Source organism: Pseudomonas sp. AC252, from assembly GCF_979258105.1.
Genome location: NZ_OZ409837.1, coordinates 1,152,930 through 1,169,101 on the forward strand (window position 1 = coordinate 1,152,930; position 16,172 = coordinate 1,169,101).

Consider the following 16,172-nt stretch of genomic DNA (forward strand, 5'->3'; position numbering starts at 1 on the left):
GTAAGGAAACCGGTGTTCATACACAACGTTAAGGGATTAAGACGTGTCGAAACTCATCTTACCTTCCGCGCATGTTTCCAATGTGCGCCTGCTTCAGGTCACGCCGCTTGATGCCTCGGCCAATGACCATGCGCCCTCTACAGCCAATCTCTCTCATATGCCTGCACCCTCGGCCGGCAAGGGCGCTGAAGCCAGGCATCGACAAACGCTGGCATCGCTCGACAAGCATTTCGGGCCCTTGTCCATCGGGGAAGTCAAAGTCAGTCGGGTCGAGCTGCAAAGACTGGGTGCTGCGGTCAACGGTCAACCGATCGGTCCGGCGAATGCCGATCTGAAAGTCCCGGATCAGATGTTTCTCGATGGTCTGCATTTCGAATCAGCGGCCGTTGAAAACCACTTGAGATCCGCTGAGGTTGCCGACAACGGCACGGCCGCGATGCTGTTTTATGAAATTGCCTGCCAGCGCTCGGTCGACGCCGGCCCCATGTTTGTCAGCCCTCTACCAATCGACCCTGGCAGTGCGGTAGACCGGCTCAACCAGTTGGGCAAAGCCGCGCAGAAGCTGGACATTCATCAGGTAGACGCTTTTGAAAACGCACCCGGCTGGGTCAACAAAAGCAAAAGCTACCTGATGAGCGGCGCCGGCGTCGGTCTGCAAGCCTTCGGCATCTACAGTGGTTACATGGCCATGATCGATGCGATCAGCAAAGGGGAAAAACTCGAAGCGGTCTTCCAGGGTGGCTCCATTGCCGCCGAGTTCGGCTCTCTGATCATCGAACGCGGCTTGACCAGGACAGGCGAGGCGATGCTCACCAACGGCGGCAATCTTTTCAAATATTTCCCGCTGACCTCGGTGGGCAAATACATGAGCCGGGGCGCCGGTATGTTCGCCAGCGCGATCACCCTGCCGTTCGACATCATCGATGCGGTCAAATCGTTCAACGCTGCCGCCGCTTCGTCGGGAAAAATCGCGCAGGATCATTACGTCAGCGGCGCCCTGAGCGTGGCGGGAGCGGGCATCAGCCTGGTGCTCGGCGTCGCGGCACTGGCCGGTTTCGGCAGCGTCGCCGGGCCGGTCGGCCTCGCGGCGGCGGCTGTGCTGATCGCCGGCTCGATGATTTACCAGGCCGCTCGGGTCGTGGACGATATCGATGACTACATCGAACTGACCGCACTGGAACGCTTGCGCTCAGGCTGGTTCGCCTTCACCGGCCAGGAACTGGATAACCAAGTGATGGATCGCTTCAAGCTGACCAAAGGCTATAGCGATCACGAAAAACGCCTCGAACTGTCGGCCAGAGACCTGCTTGAAGGCGCCTATAAGAACTCCATTGAACACGTAGTCAACGGCGCCTTCCGCACCGAACTGCAATCGGTCGAACTGTGGCGCTATCAGTGGGATGAAAGCGCCGGCCAGGAACCGTTCAAACGCGACAGCCAGGCTGTGATCGTCGGCGCAGACGATGTGATCGATGCTGCCGATGGCTTGCCGGCAGATCTCAAAGGCAAGGTCAGCGGCAGCGCCGGAGAAGGCAAAGGGGTGTTCTGGCGCCTGGGTGATGGCAACGACCGGGTCGCTGGCGTCAAGGCGCAGTCCAATCTGTTCACTTACCGAGAAGGGCACAAAGCCCTGACCGGTGGCGACCAGACCGATGCGTTCTATCAAGAAATTTCGGACCAGGAGCTCGACCGCTCCGCCAAACCCGCGCACATCAACATTCTGGACGGCGGCGCTGGCGCCGACACCGTGGCGTTCGAAGGCAGCCGCTCGACCGGAGACACTCGCTACGTCGGCCATGACATCAATCTGCAGACCGGCAAGGTCTCGTTGCGCGGTCTGGATCCGGCGGCCGAAGGGCTGGAAATCGCCCATCTGACTTCGATCGAGAACGCTTCGACGCTGCGCAAGGGCACCAGCCACGTTACCGGTACCGACGCGGCCAACCAGATATCTGCCAATGGCTATGATCGCATCAGCGTCGGTGGCGGCAACGACACCATTGCCATTTTCGGCACCGAATGCGAGGTGGATGGTGGCAGCGGTGAAGACCGTTATTACATCGCCAATACCAACGCCCGCACAACGATCATCGAAAATGACGAGCACTCGAGCCGGGTCGAGTTCGGCTGGCCGCGGGCCCTCATTCAACGCTGGCAAATCATCGACACTTCACTGGTGATCACCTCGTTGCGCGGCAAGGATGGCAGTGATCCCGAACACGTGCTGACTCTGAGAAACGTCTACCAGACGATCGACGGCCAGCGCCACCTGAAGAATGCACAGTGGCTGTTTCGCACGCAGGATGGTTATGAACTGCTGGCTCTGCTGCCCAATCAGCCAGGCCAGGCGCTGATTCAGGATATCGAGGTCGCCATCACCGTTAACGGTCAGCCCGCTCAGGCCCCTGCCATCGTCAATAGCGGCACGGTGGCCTTGCAGGCGCAAGCAGCGTCGCGACACTTTGTGTCACGCACGCCGCACAGGGTCGAGTTTGCCGCCGAGCGTAGCGAAACTGCCACGCAAGGGAGTGTCTACCTCGATTACCTGGCCAGCGAGATTGTCGATGTCGTGATCACCTATGACGTCGAAGTTCGCCAGGGTGTATCGGGCAATACGCACCTGACCTACAAGGATATCTGCCTGTCGTTGCTACTGCCCTCCAAAGTGGTTGCGTTCAAAGACGTGATCAAGACGAGCGCCGCCGCCACCGGTTACGGCGGCCGCAACAGTCTGAAAGTGACCACACCGCTGCTGACGCAAGATCTGGTGCTGATCATGCGGGACGAAGTCTCCTACCGCCTGCAACTGCCGCAGCTGGATTACGCAGCCGACGCCAAGGCCCCCGGCACACGACTGGTCAGCAACCGAAGCTGGCTGAAGCAGCGCAACGGAACGTATCCGTTCACGCGCCCCGTGGTCAGCGAAAAGCCCGAGCTGACCGACCGCCCCTGCAAAGTGGTGATCGAGTCCAGACCCCACACAGGGATTTATCTGCTGGAAGGCAAAAGCTCGACTTACGATATCCATCTGGTCAGCAACTGCATCGTGCGCCTGTCAACACCCGCTGCGGCTGCAAAAACAGCTAACGCCTCGACGTGGAATCTGTTCACTCGCGCCTTGAGCGAAACGGTGAAGCGCGAAGATATCCACCTTGATGGCAATCGCCTGCGCATCGCTAGCGTCACCGTCGAACTGCCGGACATTGACGAGGACACGCCGGTGGAATCGGTGAGTGTGGTGACTTCGGCCGGCCATATCTATGAGGTTTCGCTGCTGTTCGAAGTGTTGCAGTTGTACGTCATCGACGCTCGCCGCTACGCCAGCGTCGCGGCGCTGCACAGCGACATCGAACAACACAGACAGCGCAATGAACTGGCGGCACGGATTTACGTGACCCACATTGGATACAAGGACACCGTCAGTACCGTGGTTTATCACTCGATGCGCCAGCATTGGGGACTGACTGACGACCCGCAGGTGCGAATCAATCCAAAGGATTTGCATATCCCGACAGATAGCTGAGTGCGCTCAGCGCGCCTGCAACCCCTTGCCAGCGCGGACAAACACCGCGCTGGCACTCGATCACCTCAGCCGATGGACAGGCTGATTCATAAAGAAGGAGTTTATTCATGCGCCAAAAACCCGGGCCTTTGCGCCCTTCACCAACCACCGAAACGCCCGGCAGCTCGACAGCGCGACCGGCCTCCCTGATCGTCCGATCGATCTGGATCTGCGCCTGCCCGGTCGGATTCGAGAGGATGGCTCGAATGCCTTGGCGGGCATCGAAACCATCGCTCCTGCCGCCAGCCACGCGACATTACGGCCCGGCATCACGGTCACCCGCATGCCTGATATGCAGAAGCCGCCGCGAGGTCCAGCAAAATCGCCCCTTGAACCTTATGTACAAAGCGTCAGTGCCGACTTGAGGCACGATGCGCAAGGTCTCAGGACTTACAAGGGGCGACAGTTCGCCGATATGGCCAACGATGACGGTTCTGCCGCCGGGCTGACGGTGATGGTTGCCTACCACGACCTGACCAAGGCCTACCGGGCCAGACTGTCCAGCGAGCGAGTGCCATCGGGCCCACCGCTTTATCGAGTCGCCGACACTGATTTGTGGAGCTTGAACAAGCCCATCGAGATGTACCCACCGGATCGCTACACCCTGCACGACTTGGGGTGGGCCAAGGCGCGTTCCACCCCCGTACCAGATGAGCAAGGCTATTACGCGGTACATGAATGGAAGGAAACGACAAATCGGGAACCAATGATTGCCCGGCCAAATGTCGGTTTCGCATTTCAGGGCAAATACGGTCGCATGATCAAAGTCGACCCGAGCGAAGCTCGCGGGGACACTTCAGTGCCGTTAAAGCTGGCGCACTGGACCGATGCCGAAATCTGGGATGTTTACCACCTGCGCGATGCAGAGATCCTCACCTTTCGTGCCGAGGCCGAGGTCCGAGGCGGTCCGCCGGCCTGGGCAAGGCGCAGAAATACCGAGGATGACCACAAGTTTCTTCTGGACTCCATGAAGTGGTCTCACCCGCAGAAATCCCGCAGCGAATGCGCCGAACTGTTACGTACTTACAACCTGAGCATCGCTCAGCAGAAACGCTTGCGCCCGGAGATGGAAAACGGCTTCCCGGAATGGGCCGAAACGCACAAAGAACTCTCCCGAAATGCACTGGACACCAAACGGTTCGAGCATATCGCCGAGGAGCTCGGCCCTTTCACGCTGAAACTGCGCAATCACGGCGAGGGCCATGAGGGCGACTTACCGCCAGTCAATCAGCGTTATGAAGACGATTTTCTGCAAGGTTATCTGGCGCATGCCGGTTATAAACGCAACAGGCATGACTATCTTTATCGCACGGACATCCCTGCCATGTTTCGCGCCGATTTACGCACGCCTTTTGAACTGGCCCGCGACAAACGGCTCGTCAAACTTCGCGGCAACCCTTCGGATTCCACCAGCAAACGCGCGTTCAGCGCGACGTTTGCTCTGTCCGACGCCTTGAACTACATGGGGTTCGATTACTATTCCAACCCGCGGCATTACAACAGTCAGGCCAATCGATATCCCGGGCACTTTTCCGACAGTGACTCCTCCAGCGGGCATCGGCACAGTACCGACGGAGAATCGGATACATCGTTTGAAATGGATAACTCGCGCGACTATCCGTTGCTGCGGCGCAAACAGATAAATGGCTTCCTCTACATCATCGATACTCGCAATATCGAAGTAGTCCCTCGCGTGGAAAATCTTTACCTCATCAACAGAGATTTTGATGGAGACAGCCTGGAAGGCCGGATCTCCATGCCGACCCGTGGGATCAGTGCAGAACGGATCTGGCTGGTGAATTCGGATCACAGTCTCGCGGCGCGTGTCGAGGATGTGTTCCGACAAGCCGGTGAGGATGCCGTGGCTATCGAGACGTCGACCTGGGAAGGCACCGATCTCGATGTGTGGTCTCGATCGACCCCCTACGATGGTCTCATCGCTGGCGTCGCTCACTCGGGCGGGGTGGTATTGACACTGCCCAAAGGCACGGACACCGATGCCAACGACATCGTCTGGCCAGTCCCCGAACATTACAGGCCCTGACACACGGCGCGGCGCCATTCACTCCAGAGTGAATGGCGCCTCTGGTCACGCAGCCGAAGGACTGGCTTTGATCACCTTGATCACCAATTGAGCGGGTTTGTTATTGAACGCGTTGTGCGTCGTGAGATTAGGGTCGGCGTCCAGAAACGTGCTCATGCCGTCACTGATATTTCGATACATGGGTTTGCTTTTCGGCTCACTGCACAACTCAATATAGGCCGGCCCGGCCTCGATGTGACTGAGAGAGGTTTTGGTCGCGCCCAGCGTGCTCATTGAGAAATGCTGGAGCGGCGCATCGGTACTCACCAACAAATTATGGGTTTTGTCTTCAATGAATAACCGTGCGCCTCCAAACTTTCCAGAATGGACCACGCTGATCGCATAGCCATCCGTGTGAGAAACGAACCTGAATAGCAGCGGCTTGTGATCTTCGTGGTCGGCCAGCGTGATGAAGCTGGCGAGGCGCAGACTCGCAAGTCCTACCTCTGCATCCAGCTTTTCGCGTTGAGTGATACGCGGGTCGCGCACAATTTTTTGCAATCGGTACTGATTGAGTACTAACGGCCGGCCATCCAGATAAAGATTTGCCGTGAATTCTTCATTGTTGATTATTGCTGTAGACATGGGCTCGCCCACCTGTAAACGCTCCGCCGCTCAACCGCAACGGCAGGCAAAGTAAAAAAGGGAATGAATTAAACTGCGCTCGCGGTTACTGTCTTGCTGGCAGTAGCCGACATCTGCGGAATATCGCTGACCGGAACTTTTTCTATCTTTCGTTTACGTCGCGCGATGACCATACGGTCGGCATAAGTTGTGGCAGCATCGATATGCTTACTGACGTTCTGGTCGGCGCCGGCGTGTTTCAAAATATACTTGCCGGCAATATCGTCCCAGAACGCCCGTTCATCTTCATATAACGTCATCACTTCATCCTTGTTATCGAATTACCCGCGTCCTGCGGGCAACTCGAAATTAAGACAAAGACAAAAGCAACACAATGCTGGCAGGTGGCAGTAGTTGATTCAAAGTAAAACTAGGCGAACAACTCCCCCTGCAACTCATCAAGCAACGCCTGAATCGCATCCAGCCGCTGCTGCGGATCATCGAGTTGCAACAGGTCGATCTTGTCTTCTTCAGCGAAAGGCAACAGGTAGGCAAGCTGATTGGCCAGCGATTGCTGCCCGCCGGCTTCGGTGCCCATGTCCAGCGCTTCGACCATCGGGTGCTCGGCCAGTGCCTTGAGCAGCGCTACCAGATCGGCATCCTCCTCCTGCAACGGTTGCTCGGGCTCGTCGTCGAGCCATTCGACATCGGCCAGAATCAACTGGTCGCGCTGCACTTCGGTGCGCAACACCGTGAAACGCCGTCCGCCTTGCACGCGAATGCCGAGCAGGCCGTTGTCCTGTTGCTGGAAATCGGTGATCCGCGCCTCGCAGCCGACCATTGCGAAACCTTCTGGTGCCACACCGACTTCGCTGCCCTCAAGGATGCACACCACACCGAAACCGACGCCCTGCTTCATGCAACGGCCGATCATGTCGAGATAGCGCGCCTCGAAGATCTGCAAGTCGAGGTTGCAGCCGGGGAACAGCACCGTGTTCAGCGGGAAAAGCGGCAGACTCATAGACATTTTCCTTACACCACCATCGACACCGCCAACGGCAGGAACACCGCCGTGGCCACGCCCATCAGACTCATTGCCAGCGCGGCGAACGCGCCGCACTCGTCGTTTTCCTGCATCGCCACCGCCGTGCCGACCGCATGCGCGGTCATGCCCAGCGCCATGCCGCGCGCTTCGGGGCTGTGCACGCCGAGGCGGGTCAGCAGCGCCGGGCCGAAGATCGCGCCAATCACCCCGGTGATCAGCACGAACACCGCGGCCAGCGCCGCCACGCCGCCGATCTGCTCGGCGACCAGCATGGCGATCGGCGAGGTCACCGATTTCGGCGCCATGGTCATCAGGATCATGTGATCGGCACCGAACCACCAGCCCAGCGCCACACCCATGCCCGTTGCGACCACCCCGCCTATCACCAGCGTAGTAAAAATCGGCCAGAACAATTGGCGGATGCGCCGCAGGTTCAAGTAGAGCGGCACCGCCAGCGCCACCGTGGCCGGCCCCAGCAGAATGCTGAGGATCTCGGTGCTCTTGCGGTACTCCGCGTAAGTCAGGCCGCAGCCGACCAGCACACCGATCACCAACAACATGGAGACCAGCACCGGTTGCAGAAAGATCCAGCGGGTTTTCTCGAACGCCGCCAGCACCAGTTGATAGGCGCCGAGGGTGATGCCAATGCCGAACAGCGGATGATGAATCACCGAGGCCCACGCGCCTTGCCAGTCGAACAGCATCAGGACTCCTCCGCCGGCGGCGCGTGACGTTTGACCAGCCGTTGCATGAGCACGCCGGCAAAGGCCATCGACACGATCAGCGAGACCACCAGCGCGCCGACGATCGCCCAGAAATCGGCGGCAATCGCCGTGGCATACACCATCACGCCTACCGCAGGCGGCACCAGCAGCAACGGCAGATACCGCAGCAGGCTGCCCGCCGCCTGGTTCAGCGGCTCGCCCACTTCACCGCGAATGATCAGGAACACCAGCAACAGCAGCAGTCCGATGATCGGCCCCGGCAATATCGGCAACAGCAAATGATTGAGCGCGGTGCCGAGCAATTGGAACAGCACCAGCAGGGTCAGGCCACGTAACAACATCCGACATCTCCGTCTTACATTTTCAGCCAGCAGACCTCGGCATTATAAGCATGCCGGCGCTATGGACCGGCATTCGCCAAAAGCATGGTCGGTTGACCTGAGCAAATCGCCATGATGATCTACAGTGGTTCGCAGGCCGGTCAAATCCGCCCTGAAAAACTATAAAACCGATGAACCCAAGGAGAGTCTCAATGCCCTATGTTCCCGTTGCAGAGCTCAAAGATTATGTCGGCAAGGAACTTGGACGTTCCGAATGGCTCACCATCGATCAGGAGCGCATCAACCTGTTCGCCGAAGCCACCGGTGATTTTCAGTTCATTCACGTCGATCCGGTCAAGGCTGCGCAAACGCCGTTTGGCAGCACGATTGCCCATGGTTTCCTGTCGCTGTCGCTGATGCCGAAACTGATGGAAGACATCCTCGTGCTGCCCGAAGGCGTGAAGATGGTCGTCAACTATGGCCTGGACAGCGTGCGCTTCATCCAGCCGGTCAAGGTCAACTCGAAAGTCCGACTGAAGGTCGACATGGTCGAAGTCACCGAGAAAAAACCCGGCCAGTGGTTGCTCAAGGCTACCGCGACACTGGAGATAGAAGGCTCGGACAAACCGGCTTACATCGCCGAGCCACTGTCGCTCTGCTTCGTCTGATCATCCCGGATGCGAAGCAGCGCACGCTGTTTCGCGTCACGTCTGTATATATGCGACGCATAGCTGCGGCATACTCGGTCGCCTAATTGCCCGGATCCCGCTATGCGCTCAATCGCTCGACTTGCACCCCTTGCCCTGACCCTGATGCTTACCGCTTGCGGCGACGGCGAATCGCTGTTGCCGCCGGATGCGCGCCTGCCCGATGGCGGTCGCTATCGCGGGGAACTGGTCGACGGCTTGCTGCAAGGTCAGGGCCGCGTCGATTACCCCAACGGCAGCTGGTACGCCGGGGAATTCGATAAGGGTCAGTGGCACGGCCAAGGCGAATGGCACGGCAGCAATGGCGAGGTCTATCGCGGCCAGTTCCAGCAAGGTCTGTTTGATGGTCAGGGCAGCCTGAGCACCAATGCCAGCAGCTACACCGGTGGTTTCAAGCAGGGCCGGCGCGAGGGCGAAGGCACGCTGAAAGAAAACGGCATGACCTATCGCGGCGAGTTCAAGGCTGACCAGTATTCCGGCCTCGGCCGCCTGGAAATGGACGACGGCAGCTCCTATCAAGGCCAGTTCGCCCACGGCAAACCCAACGGCGAAGGCCAGCGCGGCGATGCCAGCGGCAATTCGTTCAGCGGGCATTTCGTCAACGGCCAACTGGAAGGCAACGGCACTTACACCAGCGCCGACGGTGATATCTACGTCGGCGGCTTCAAGAACAATCAACTGCACGGCAAGGGCCGCTACGAGAACGCCGACGGCGACGTCTGGCTCGGCCAGTTCAAGGAAGGCGCGCTGACTGGCAAGGGCGAATTGATCGGTGCCGATGGCAGCCATTACATCGGTGTATTCAATGACTGGCGCTTCACCGGTCAGGGCCGCTTGAACCTCGCCGATGGCAGCTTCTACATCGGCGGCTTCGACAACGACAGCTATTCAGGACGCGGCACGCTGGTGCTGACCGATGGCAGCGTGCTCAGTGGCACCTGGATCAACGGCCAACGCGTGCGCGACGCCGACGGCAAATTGCTGCCCGACACCCTCGAGCTCGGCTTGCTCGCCCAAGGTCGTTTGCTCGACGAGGCGCTGGCGGCGATCCCTGCTTCGACTCCGGCCGTCGAGTTGTACACCCTGACCCTTGGCGGCGACGGCAAGCAAAGCGTATTCCTGCGCGAATCCGATTACGTCGCCAACATGCTCAATACGCGCTTCGGCGCCTTCGGCCAGATCCGCTTGGTCAATCACCGCGATCATCTCGGCGACCGGCCGATGGCCACCCGGGAAAACCTGCGCCGCGCCGCGCAAGCCCTTGCCGAACGCAGCGGGCCGGAAGATCTGCTGTTCATCTATCTGACCAGCCACGGCACCGCCGAGCATGAACTGGTGCTCGATCAGCCGCGCATGGAACTGGCAGACCTGCCCGCCGATGAACTCGCCGCCGTGCTCGCGCCGCTGAAGCATCGCGACAAGGTCATCGTGATTTCCTCGTGCTATTCCGGCGGTTTCATCCCGGCGCTGAAAGACGAACGCACGCTGATCATGACCGCCTCACGCGCGGATCGGGTGTCGTTCGGTTGCTCGGAAGAAGCCAACTTCACCTACTTCGGCGATGCGCTGTTCGCCCAGGCGCTGAACCAGACTGATGATCTGGAGCAGGCATTCAAACTGGCCAAGGCCACCGTCGCCGAGCGCGAACTGGCCGACGGTTTTGAAGCCTCGGAGCCGCAGATCTGGGCGCCGAAAACCGTGCTGTCGCACTGGCAGATGCTGCGAAAACAGCAGGCGCGCAAAGCTTTGCAAAGCAGCGCATTGAACGACGCGGCGAAAAAAGGCAACTAAGCTGAACAGTATCAAGGGAGAGACACTATGTACTTGACGCCTCAGCACGTATTGCTTGCCGGAGCCACCGGACTGACCGGTGAACATCTGCTCGACCGTTTGCTCAACGAGCCAACGATTACCCGTGTCCTCGCCCCTTCACGCCGGCCGCTGGCCGAGCATCCGCACCTGGAAAACCCGGTCGGCGACCCGCAGGCGTTTCTGCCGCAGCTCAGCGGCCGGGTCGATATCGCCTACTGCTGCCTCGGCACGACGATCAAGCAGGCCGGTTCCGAAGAAGCCTTTCGCGCAGTCGATCTGGACATGGTCGTGGCGTTTGCCAAACGCGCGCGGGAGATGGGCGCGCGGCATCTGATCGTGATCAGTGCGATTGGTGCCGATCCGAATTCCTCGGTGTTCTACAACCGCGTCAAAGGCGAAATGGAACAGGCCCTGCGCGCGCAGAACTGGCCGCAGCTGACCATTTGCCGACCTTCGCTGTTGCTCGGCGAACGCACCGAACCGCGTCTGGTCGAGCAACTGGCCGGGCCGTTGTCGAAGCTGATTCCGGGGAAATATCACGGCATCGAAGCGTGCCAGTTGGCGCGAGCGATGTGGCGGCTGGCGCTGGAAGAACAGGATGGCGTGCGGGTGATTGAATCGGATGAGCTGCGCAAGTTAGGCAAATAACTCCGGGACTTTGTGGTGAGGGGATTTATCCCCGTTCGGCTGCGCAGCAGTCGTCGCTTTTACAATTTTTTTGGGGGGCGCTTCGCACCCCAGCGGGGATAAATCCCCTCGCCACAGAGGTTGTCCGCCCCCTACAATCCGCCAGTCGCCTGAAAGCCCACGCCAATCACCGTCAGCAACGACAACGGCAACAGCAACGTATCGAGCAGCGCACTGGCCGGCAGGTCCACTCCCGGGTAGCTCGGCGCCTCGGCACCGAACCTGTCCTTTGCACAACATCCGCCGTTCAACGCATACAAATCCAGCCGCGTCCCGGCGTACACCACCGGTGCGCCGGGTTTCGCCGCATCCAGCGTGCGCGCCGTCGCGCAGCCGCCCAATTGCAGCGCCAGCACAAGCACCAGCAGCTTATTCATCGCTGCTCAGGTGATGCTCGCCCCAGCGCGGCAGCATGTCCTGCGGGATGCCGAGCAGATTGAGAATCCGCGCCACAACGAAGTCGATCAGATCATCGATGGTTTGAGGCTGGTGATAGAAGCCCGGCGAGGCCGGCAGAATGGTCACGCCCAGATTCGACAGCTTGAGCATGTGCTCCAGATGAATGCTCGAATACGGCGCCTCGCGCGGCACCAGTATCAACTGACGGCGCTCTTTCAGCGTAACGTCCGCCGCGCGTTCGATCAGGTTATTGCAGGCGCCGGTGGCAATCGCCGACAGCGTGCCGGTCGAACACGGCACTACCACCATGGCCGCCGGCGCGCCGGAGCCGGAGGCTACCGGCGACATCCAGTCTTCCTTGCCGTACACGCGAATCTGCCCGGCTGCGGCGCCGGTGTATTCAGTGAGAAACGCCTGCATCATCTGCGGTTTGTTCGGCAGCGACACGTCAGTCTCGGTGGCCATGACCAATTGCGCAGCCTTGGAGATCAGGAAGTGCACTTCGCGATCTTCGCGCACCAGGCAATCGAGCAGGCGCAAGCCGTACTGCGCGCCGGAGGCGCCGGTCATCGCCAGGGTGATGCGTTCCGGACCGCCGGCCTGAGAAAAAGTGTTCATTGCAGTGCCTCGGCGAGTTTGCCGTGCAGGCCGCCGAAGCCGCCGTTGCTCATGATCACCACGTGCGTGCCGGGTTGGGCCTGGCTCTTCACGCGTTCGATGATGCCTTCCAAGGAATCGCTGACGATGGAGGGCACGGTGCATAACGCTGCGGTGGCGCCCAGGTCCCAACCGAGGTTGGCCGGGGCATACCAGATCACCTGATCGGCATCGACCACGCTGTCCGGCAGACCGTCACGGTGCGCGCCGAGCTTCATCGAATTGGAACGCGGCTCGATGATCGCAATCAGTGGTGCGTCGCCGATGCGTTTGCGCAGGCCGTCGAGGGTGGTAGCGATGGCGGTCGGGTGATGAGCAAAGTCGTCGTAAATGGTGATGCCGCGCACTTCGGCGACTTTCTCCATACGCCGTTTGACGTTCTTGAACGCGCTCAACCCAGCAATGCCCATCGACGGCACGACGCCAACGTGACGCGCTGCGGCCAGAGCGGCAAGGGCGTTGGCGACGTTGTGTTGACCGGTCAATTCCCACTCGACGGTGCCTTGCGACACGCCTTCGAACATCACTTCGAACGCCGAACCGTCTTCGCTGAGCAGCTTGACCTGCCACTGACCGCCGGCGCCGGTGGTTTGCACCGGGGTCCAGCAGCCCATTTCAATCACCCGTTGCAAGGCCGGCTCGGTGGTCGGGTGGATGACCAGCCCTTCGCTCGGGATGGTCCGCACCAAGTGGTGGAACTGACGTTCGATGGCCGGCAGATCGGGGAAGATGTCCGCATGATCGAACTCAAGGTTGTTGAGGATGGCGGTGCGCGGACGGTAATGGACAAACTTCGAGCGTTTGTCGAAAAAGGCGCTGTCGTATTCGTCAGCCTCGATCACAAAAAACGGCGTACCGCCCAGGCGCGCCGATACCGAGAAATTTTGCGGCACGCCGCCGATGAGGAAACCCGGGCTCATGCCGGCGTGTTCCAGCACCCAGGCGAGCATGCTGCTGGTGGTGGTCTTGCCGTGCGTACCGGCCACGGCCAGCACCCAGCGACCTTGCAGCACATGGTCAGCCAGCCACTGCGGGCCGGAGACGTACGGCAGGCCTTTGTTCAGCACATATTCCACCGCCGGGTTGCCACGGGACATGGCATTGCCGATCACCACCAGATCCGGCGCCGGATCGAGCTGCGCCGGGTCATAGCCCTGCGTCAGCTGAATGCCCTGGGCCTCGAGCTGCGTGCTCATCGGCGGATAGACGTTGGCGTCGGAGCCGGTGACGTGATGGCCCAGCTCTTTGGCCAATACGGCCATCGAGCCCATGAAAGTCCCGCAGATACCCAGAATATGAATGTGCATAGTCGACCTCGTAAAACATGGCCGCAGGTTAGCGTAGGGAGGGGGAAATGGCACTCTTTAGCTGAGGGGTGGGCCTGTTCGACCTGATCGTTCCCACGCTCTGCGTGGGAATGCAGCACCGGACGCTCTGCGTCCCAAAGCGGACGCGGAGCGTCCGGAGAGGCGTTACCACGCGGAGCGTGGGAACGATCAGGTCGGTCAGGCAGAGCGGGCAATACCGTGCTTGCGCAGCTTTCTGTACAGCGTATTGCGACTGACCCCCAGTTGCTCTGCCGTACGACTCATATGCCACCGCGCCTGCTCCAGCGCGCCAAGCAATGCCAAGCGCTCGGCGTCATCCAATGGCTGCGCGGCAGTCTGCGCAGGCACAACCGCCGGCCGCGCCTGCCGAATCATCACCGGCAAATCCTCAACGCCGACCCGCCCGCCATCACACAACGCCGCCAGCGTACGCAGGACATTGCGCATCTGCCGCACATTACCCGGCCAATTGAACGCCAGCAGCGCCTGCCGTGCCGGTTCGTCGATCAGAATCGTTTCGCCGCCAGCCTCCTCGGCCAACAGGAAATCCAGTAGCTGCGATTTATCACTGCGCTCACGCAACGCCGGCAGCGCCACTTCCAGGCCGTTCAAGCGGTAATACAGATCCTCGCGAAAGCTGCCGTCCTCGACCCGCTCGAGCAGATTGCGATGCGTCGCACTGATGATGCGCACGTCCACCGCTTGCGGTTCACCGCCAATCGGCACCACTTGCCGATCTTCCAGCACACGCAGCAAGCGCGTCTGCAAGGCCAGTGGCATGTCGCCGATTTCATCGAGGAACAACGTGCCGCCATCGGCCTGTTGCAGCTTGCCGCGCATGCCGTCCTTGCGCGCGCCAGTGAAGCTGCCCCCGCGATAGCCGAACAGTTCGCTCTCGATCAGGCTTTCCGGAATGGCTGCGCAATTGAGTGCGACGAAGGCATTGCCGCAGCGCTGGCTGGCCTGATGCACAGCCTTGGCAAACGCCTCTTTGCCCGAGCCGGTTTCGCCGTTGATCAACAGCGGCACGTCGCGCTCGAACACGCGCAGGGCTTTGCGAAATTCCGCCTGCAACGCTTCGTCACCGAGGCAGATGCCGGACAGGCGTGGCGCAGGTGCAGCGATTGGCGTTGGAACGATGGCTGTCGGCTTGCGCGATTCGCCGCGCAACACGGCAAACAGATGCCGGCCATCACGGGTTCGCAGCGGCCAACTGGCGCTGGCGTTGGCACTCGCCCGCCCTAGCAGGTCATCCAGCGAACAATCGAAAAACGCGTCCACCGGTTGCCCGAGCAAACCACCGCGAATATGCCCGAGCAGGTTCAGCGCACTCTGATTCACCGCACTGATCCGCCCTTCGCCGTCGAACGCCAGCAACCCTTCGCTGAACAGGCCGACGGACTCGGCCTGCAGATGAAAACGCAGCAACCATTGATTGTCGAAACAGCGCAGGAAATAGCAGCTCTCGATCATCTTCGCCGACAGATTGACCAGCGCCATGGTGTGGAACTGGCTCTGTCGCGAAACATCCGGACGGGCCGAGGACACATCGAGTACCGCGAGCAATTCACCGTGCGGGTCGAATACCGGGCTGGCCGAGCAGGTCAGCCCGGTATGGCGACCGCGAAAGTGTTCATCCTGGTGAATGGTCAGCGCCTGCCGTTCGACCAGGCAGGTACCGATGCCGTTGGTGCCTTCGCAGGCCTCGCTCCAGTCGGCGCCGAGCCAGAGACCGGCGCGCTCGAAAATCTTCCGTTCAGCCGGCGCGGTGACGCAATTGAGAACCACACCGCGCGCGTCGGTCAGCAGCACCGCGTGGCCGGCGCCGGAGAGTTGCTGATGCAGGCTGCTCATTTCCGCGCCGGCGATTTGCAGCACTTGCTGCAGACGTTCGCGGCTTTCCAGCACTCGGCCATGCTCGAGCACGGTCGGCGCCATGGTCACAGAAGGATCGAGGTGATAGTCCTCAAGGCAACGCAGCCACGAACGGGCGATCGATGGATCGGCGCCGGGGCCGTGCAGGTGCGGTTTGCCCTGGGTGACGGTGAGAACCTGACGGGCATGGCGACTCAAATGGTTGTCGTGCATTTTTTATTGTTCTCCCCGGGGCGCGATGGCCCAAAGCATGAGGTGACGCCCAGCATCCTCCAGCGGCTCCGGCAATGCAATGCTGGCAAGACCGTCCGGTCACGGGCTGTGTCGCAAGCGGTACAAACTGTCACCCGCGCTGTACCGAATCCGTCACAGCGCCTCTCCGTTCGTCCGAGACAAACCGGCCAAGCC

At 60.3% G+C, this 16,172-nt stretch carries 14 protein-coding genes; 5 read left to right on the forward strand and 9 right to left on the reverse strand.

Translation table 11 applies throughout. The features are described from left to right. The first annotated feature begins 43 nt into the window (after positions 1-43). Positions 44-3,523: a calcium-binding protein gene (locus ACZZZ4_RS05385; RefSeq protein ID WP_463547387.1), complete on the forward strand. Its 3,480-nt coding sequence runs from the start codon at positions 44-46 to the stop codon at positions 3,521-3,523. A gap of 250 nt (positions 3,524-3,773) precedes the next feature. Next, complete coding sequence (locus ACZZZ4_RS05390; RefSeq protein ID WP_463547388.1) at positions 3,774-5,606, forward strand: hypothetical protein; 1,833 nt, start codon at positions 3,774-3,776, stop codon at positions 5,604-5,606. Positions 5,607-5,651: 45 nt separating this feature from the next. Here the strand turns inward: ACZZZ4_RS05390 and ACZZZ4_RS05395 are convergent, their stop codons facing one another. The 5 genes from ACZZZ4_RS05395 to ACZZZ4_RS05415 form a co-directional block, all read right to left on the reverse strand. Continuing rightward, a complete protein-coding gene (locus ACZZZ4_RS05395) occupies positions 5,652-6,230 on the reverse strand; it encodes a hypothetical protein (RefSeq protein WP_463547389.1) in 579 nt (192 codons plus the stop codon). Positions 6,231-6,298: 68 nt separating this feature from the next. Then, positions 6,299-6,529 carry a hypothetical protein gene (locus ACZZZ4_RS05400; protein WP_415761321.1) on the reverse strand — a complete coding sequence of 77 codons (231 nt, stop codon included), beginning with the start codon at positions 6,527-6,529 and terminating at the stop codon, positions 6,299-6,301. Between the two features lie 110 nt (positions 6,530-6,639). Then, on the reverse strand, positions 6,640-7,230 hold the full coding sequence (locus ACZZZ4_RS05405) for an LON peptidase substrate-binding domain-containing protein (RefSeq protein WP_415761320.1): 591 nt from the start codon (positions 7,228-7,230) through the stop codon (positions 6,640-6,642). Positions 7,231-7,241: 11 nt separating this feature from the next. After that, entirely contained in the window at positions 7,242-7,958 is a 717-nt protein-coding gene (locus ACZZZ4_RS05410; protein ID WP_016773013.1) for an LrgB family protein, read from the reverse strand. Beyond that, complete coding sequence (locus ACZZZ4_RS05415) at positions 7,958-8,320, reverse strand: CidA/LrgA family protein (RefSeq protein ID WP_129999737.1); 363 nt, start codon at positions 8,318-8,320, stop codon at positions 7,958-7,960. The genes ACZZZ4_RS05410 and ACZZZ4_RS05415 overlap by 1 nt, the downstream gene beginning before the upstream one ends. Before the next feature lie 191 nt (positions 8,321-8,511). On the opposite strand from ACZZZ4_RS05415, the gene ACZZZ4_RS05420 reads away from it, so the two are divergent. The 3 genes from ACZZZ4_RS05420 (at position 8,512) to ACZZZ4_RS05430 (ending at position 11,466) form a co-directional block, all read left to right on the forward strand. Then, positions 8,512-8,967: a MaoC family dehydratase gene (locus ACZZZ4_RS05420; RefSeq protein ID WP_016773011.1), complete on the forward strand. Its 456-nt coding sequence runs from the start codon at positions 8,512-8,514 to the stop codon at positions 8,965-8,967. Positions 8,968-9,069: 102 nt separating this feature from the next. Then, positions 9,070-10,797, forward strand: coding sequence for a C13 family peptidase (locus ACZZZ4_RS05425; protein WP_463547390.1), 1,728 nt, complete (start codon positions 9,070-9,072; stop codon positions 10,795-10,797). Between the two features lie 27 nt (positions 10,798-10,824). Then, complete coding sequence (locus tag ACZZZ4_RS05430; RefSeq protein WP_016773010.1) at positions 10,825-11,466, forward strand: oxidoreductase; 642 nt, start codon at positions 10,825-10,827, stop codon at positions 11,464-11,466. A 131-nt stretch (positions 11,467-11,597) separates the two neighbouring features. On the opposite strand, the gene ACZZZ4_RS05435 is transcribed toward ACZZZ4_RS05430, so the two are convergent. The 4 genes from ACZZZ4_RS05435 to ACZZZ4_RS05450 form a co-directional block, all read right to left on the reverse strand. Next, entirely contained in the window at positions 11,598-11,882 is a 285-nt protein-coding gene (locus ACZZZ4_RS05435; RefSeq protein ID WP_039761850.1) for a YceK/YidQ family lipoprotein, read from the reverse strand. Then, positions 11,875-12,522, reverse strand: a complete 648-nt coding sequence (ubiX, locus tag ACZZZ4_RS05440) for a flavin prenyltransferase UbiX (RefSeq protein WP_024014462.1) — start codon at positions 12,520-12,522, stop codon at positions 11,875-11,877. The genes ACZZZ4_RS05435 and ubiX overlap by 8 nt, the downstream gene beginning before the upstream one ends. Continuing rightward, on the reverse strand, positions 12,519-13,868 hold the full coding sequence (gene mpl, locus ACZZZ4_RS05445; RefSeq protein WP_016773007.1) for a UDP-N-acetylmuramate:L-alanyl-gamma-D-glutamyl-meso-diaminopimelate ligase: 1,350 nt from the start codon (positions 13,866-13,868) through the stop codon (positions 12,519-12,521). Before mpl ends, ubiX begins: the two co-directional genes overlap by 4 nt. A 198-nt stretch (positions 13,869-14,066) precedes the next feature. After that, positions 14,067-15,977 carry a sigma-54-dependent Fis family transcriptional regulator gene (locus ACZZZ4_RS05450; protein ID WP_463547391.1) on the reverse strand — a complete coding sequence of 637 codons (1,911 nt, stop codon included), beginning with the start codon at positions 15,975-15,977 and terminating at the stop codon, positions 14,067-14,069. Positions 15,978-16,172 lie beyond the last annotated feature (195 nt).

Coding starts and splice junctions, on each gene's coding strand:
- ACZZZ4_RS05450 (WP_463547391.1), bottom strand. CDS start 15,977: ATGCACGACAACCATTTGAGTCGCCATGCCCGTCAGGTTCTCACCGTC.
- ACZZZ4_RS05430 (WP_016773010.1), top strand. CDS start 10,825: ATGTACTTGACGCCTCAGCACGTATTGCTTGCCGGAGCCACCGGACTG.
- ACZZZ4_RS05425 (WP_463547390.1), top strand. CDS start 9,070: ATGCGCTCAATCGCTCGACTTGCACCCCTTGCCCTGACCCTGATGCTT.
- ACZZZ4_RS05395 (WP_463547389.1), bottom strand. CDS start 6,230: ATGTCTACAGCAATAATCAACAATGAAGAATTCACGGCAAATCTTTAT.
- ACZZZ4_RS05435 (WP_039761850.1), bottom strand. CDS start 11,882: ATGAATAAGCTGCTGGTGCTTGTGCTGGCGCTGCAATTGGGCGGCTGC.
- ACZZZ4_RS05410 (WP_016773013.1), bottom strand. CDS start 7,958: ATGCTGTTCGACTGGCAAGGCGCGTGGGCCTCGGTGATTCATCATCCG.
- ACZZZ4_RS05405 (WP_415761320.1), bottom strand. CDS start 7,230: ATGAGTCTGCCGCTTTTCCCGCTGAACACGGTGCTGTTCCCCGGCTGC.
- ACZZZ4_RS05415 (WP_129999737.1), bottom strand. CDS start 8,320: ATGTTGTTACGTGGCCTGACCCTGCTGGTGCTGTTCCAATTGCTCGGC.
- ubiX (WP_024014462.1), bottom strand. CDS start 12,522: ATGAACACTTTTTCTCAGGCCGGCGGTCCGGAACGCATCACCCTGGCG.
- ACZZZ4_RS05420 (WP_016773011.1), top strand. CDS start 8,512: ATGCCCTATGTTCCCGTTGCAGAGCTCAAAGATTATGTCGGCAAGGAA.
- ACZZZ4_RS05400 (WP_415761321.1), bottom strand. CDS start 6,529: ATGACGTTATATGAAGATGAACGGGCGTTCTGGGACGATATTGCCGGC.
- mpl (WP_016773007.1), bottom strand. CDS start 13,868: ATGCACATTCATATTCTGGGTATCTGCGGGACTTTCATGGGCTCGATG.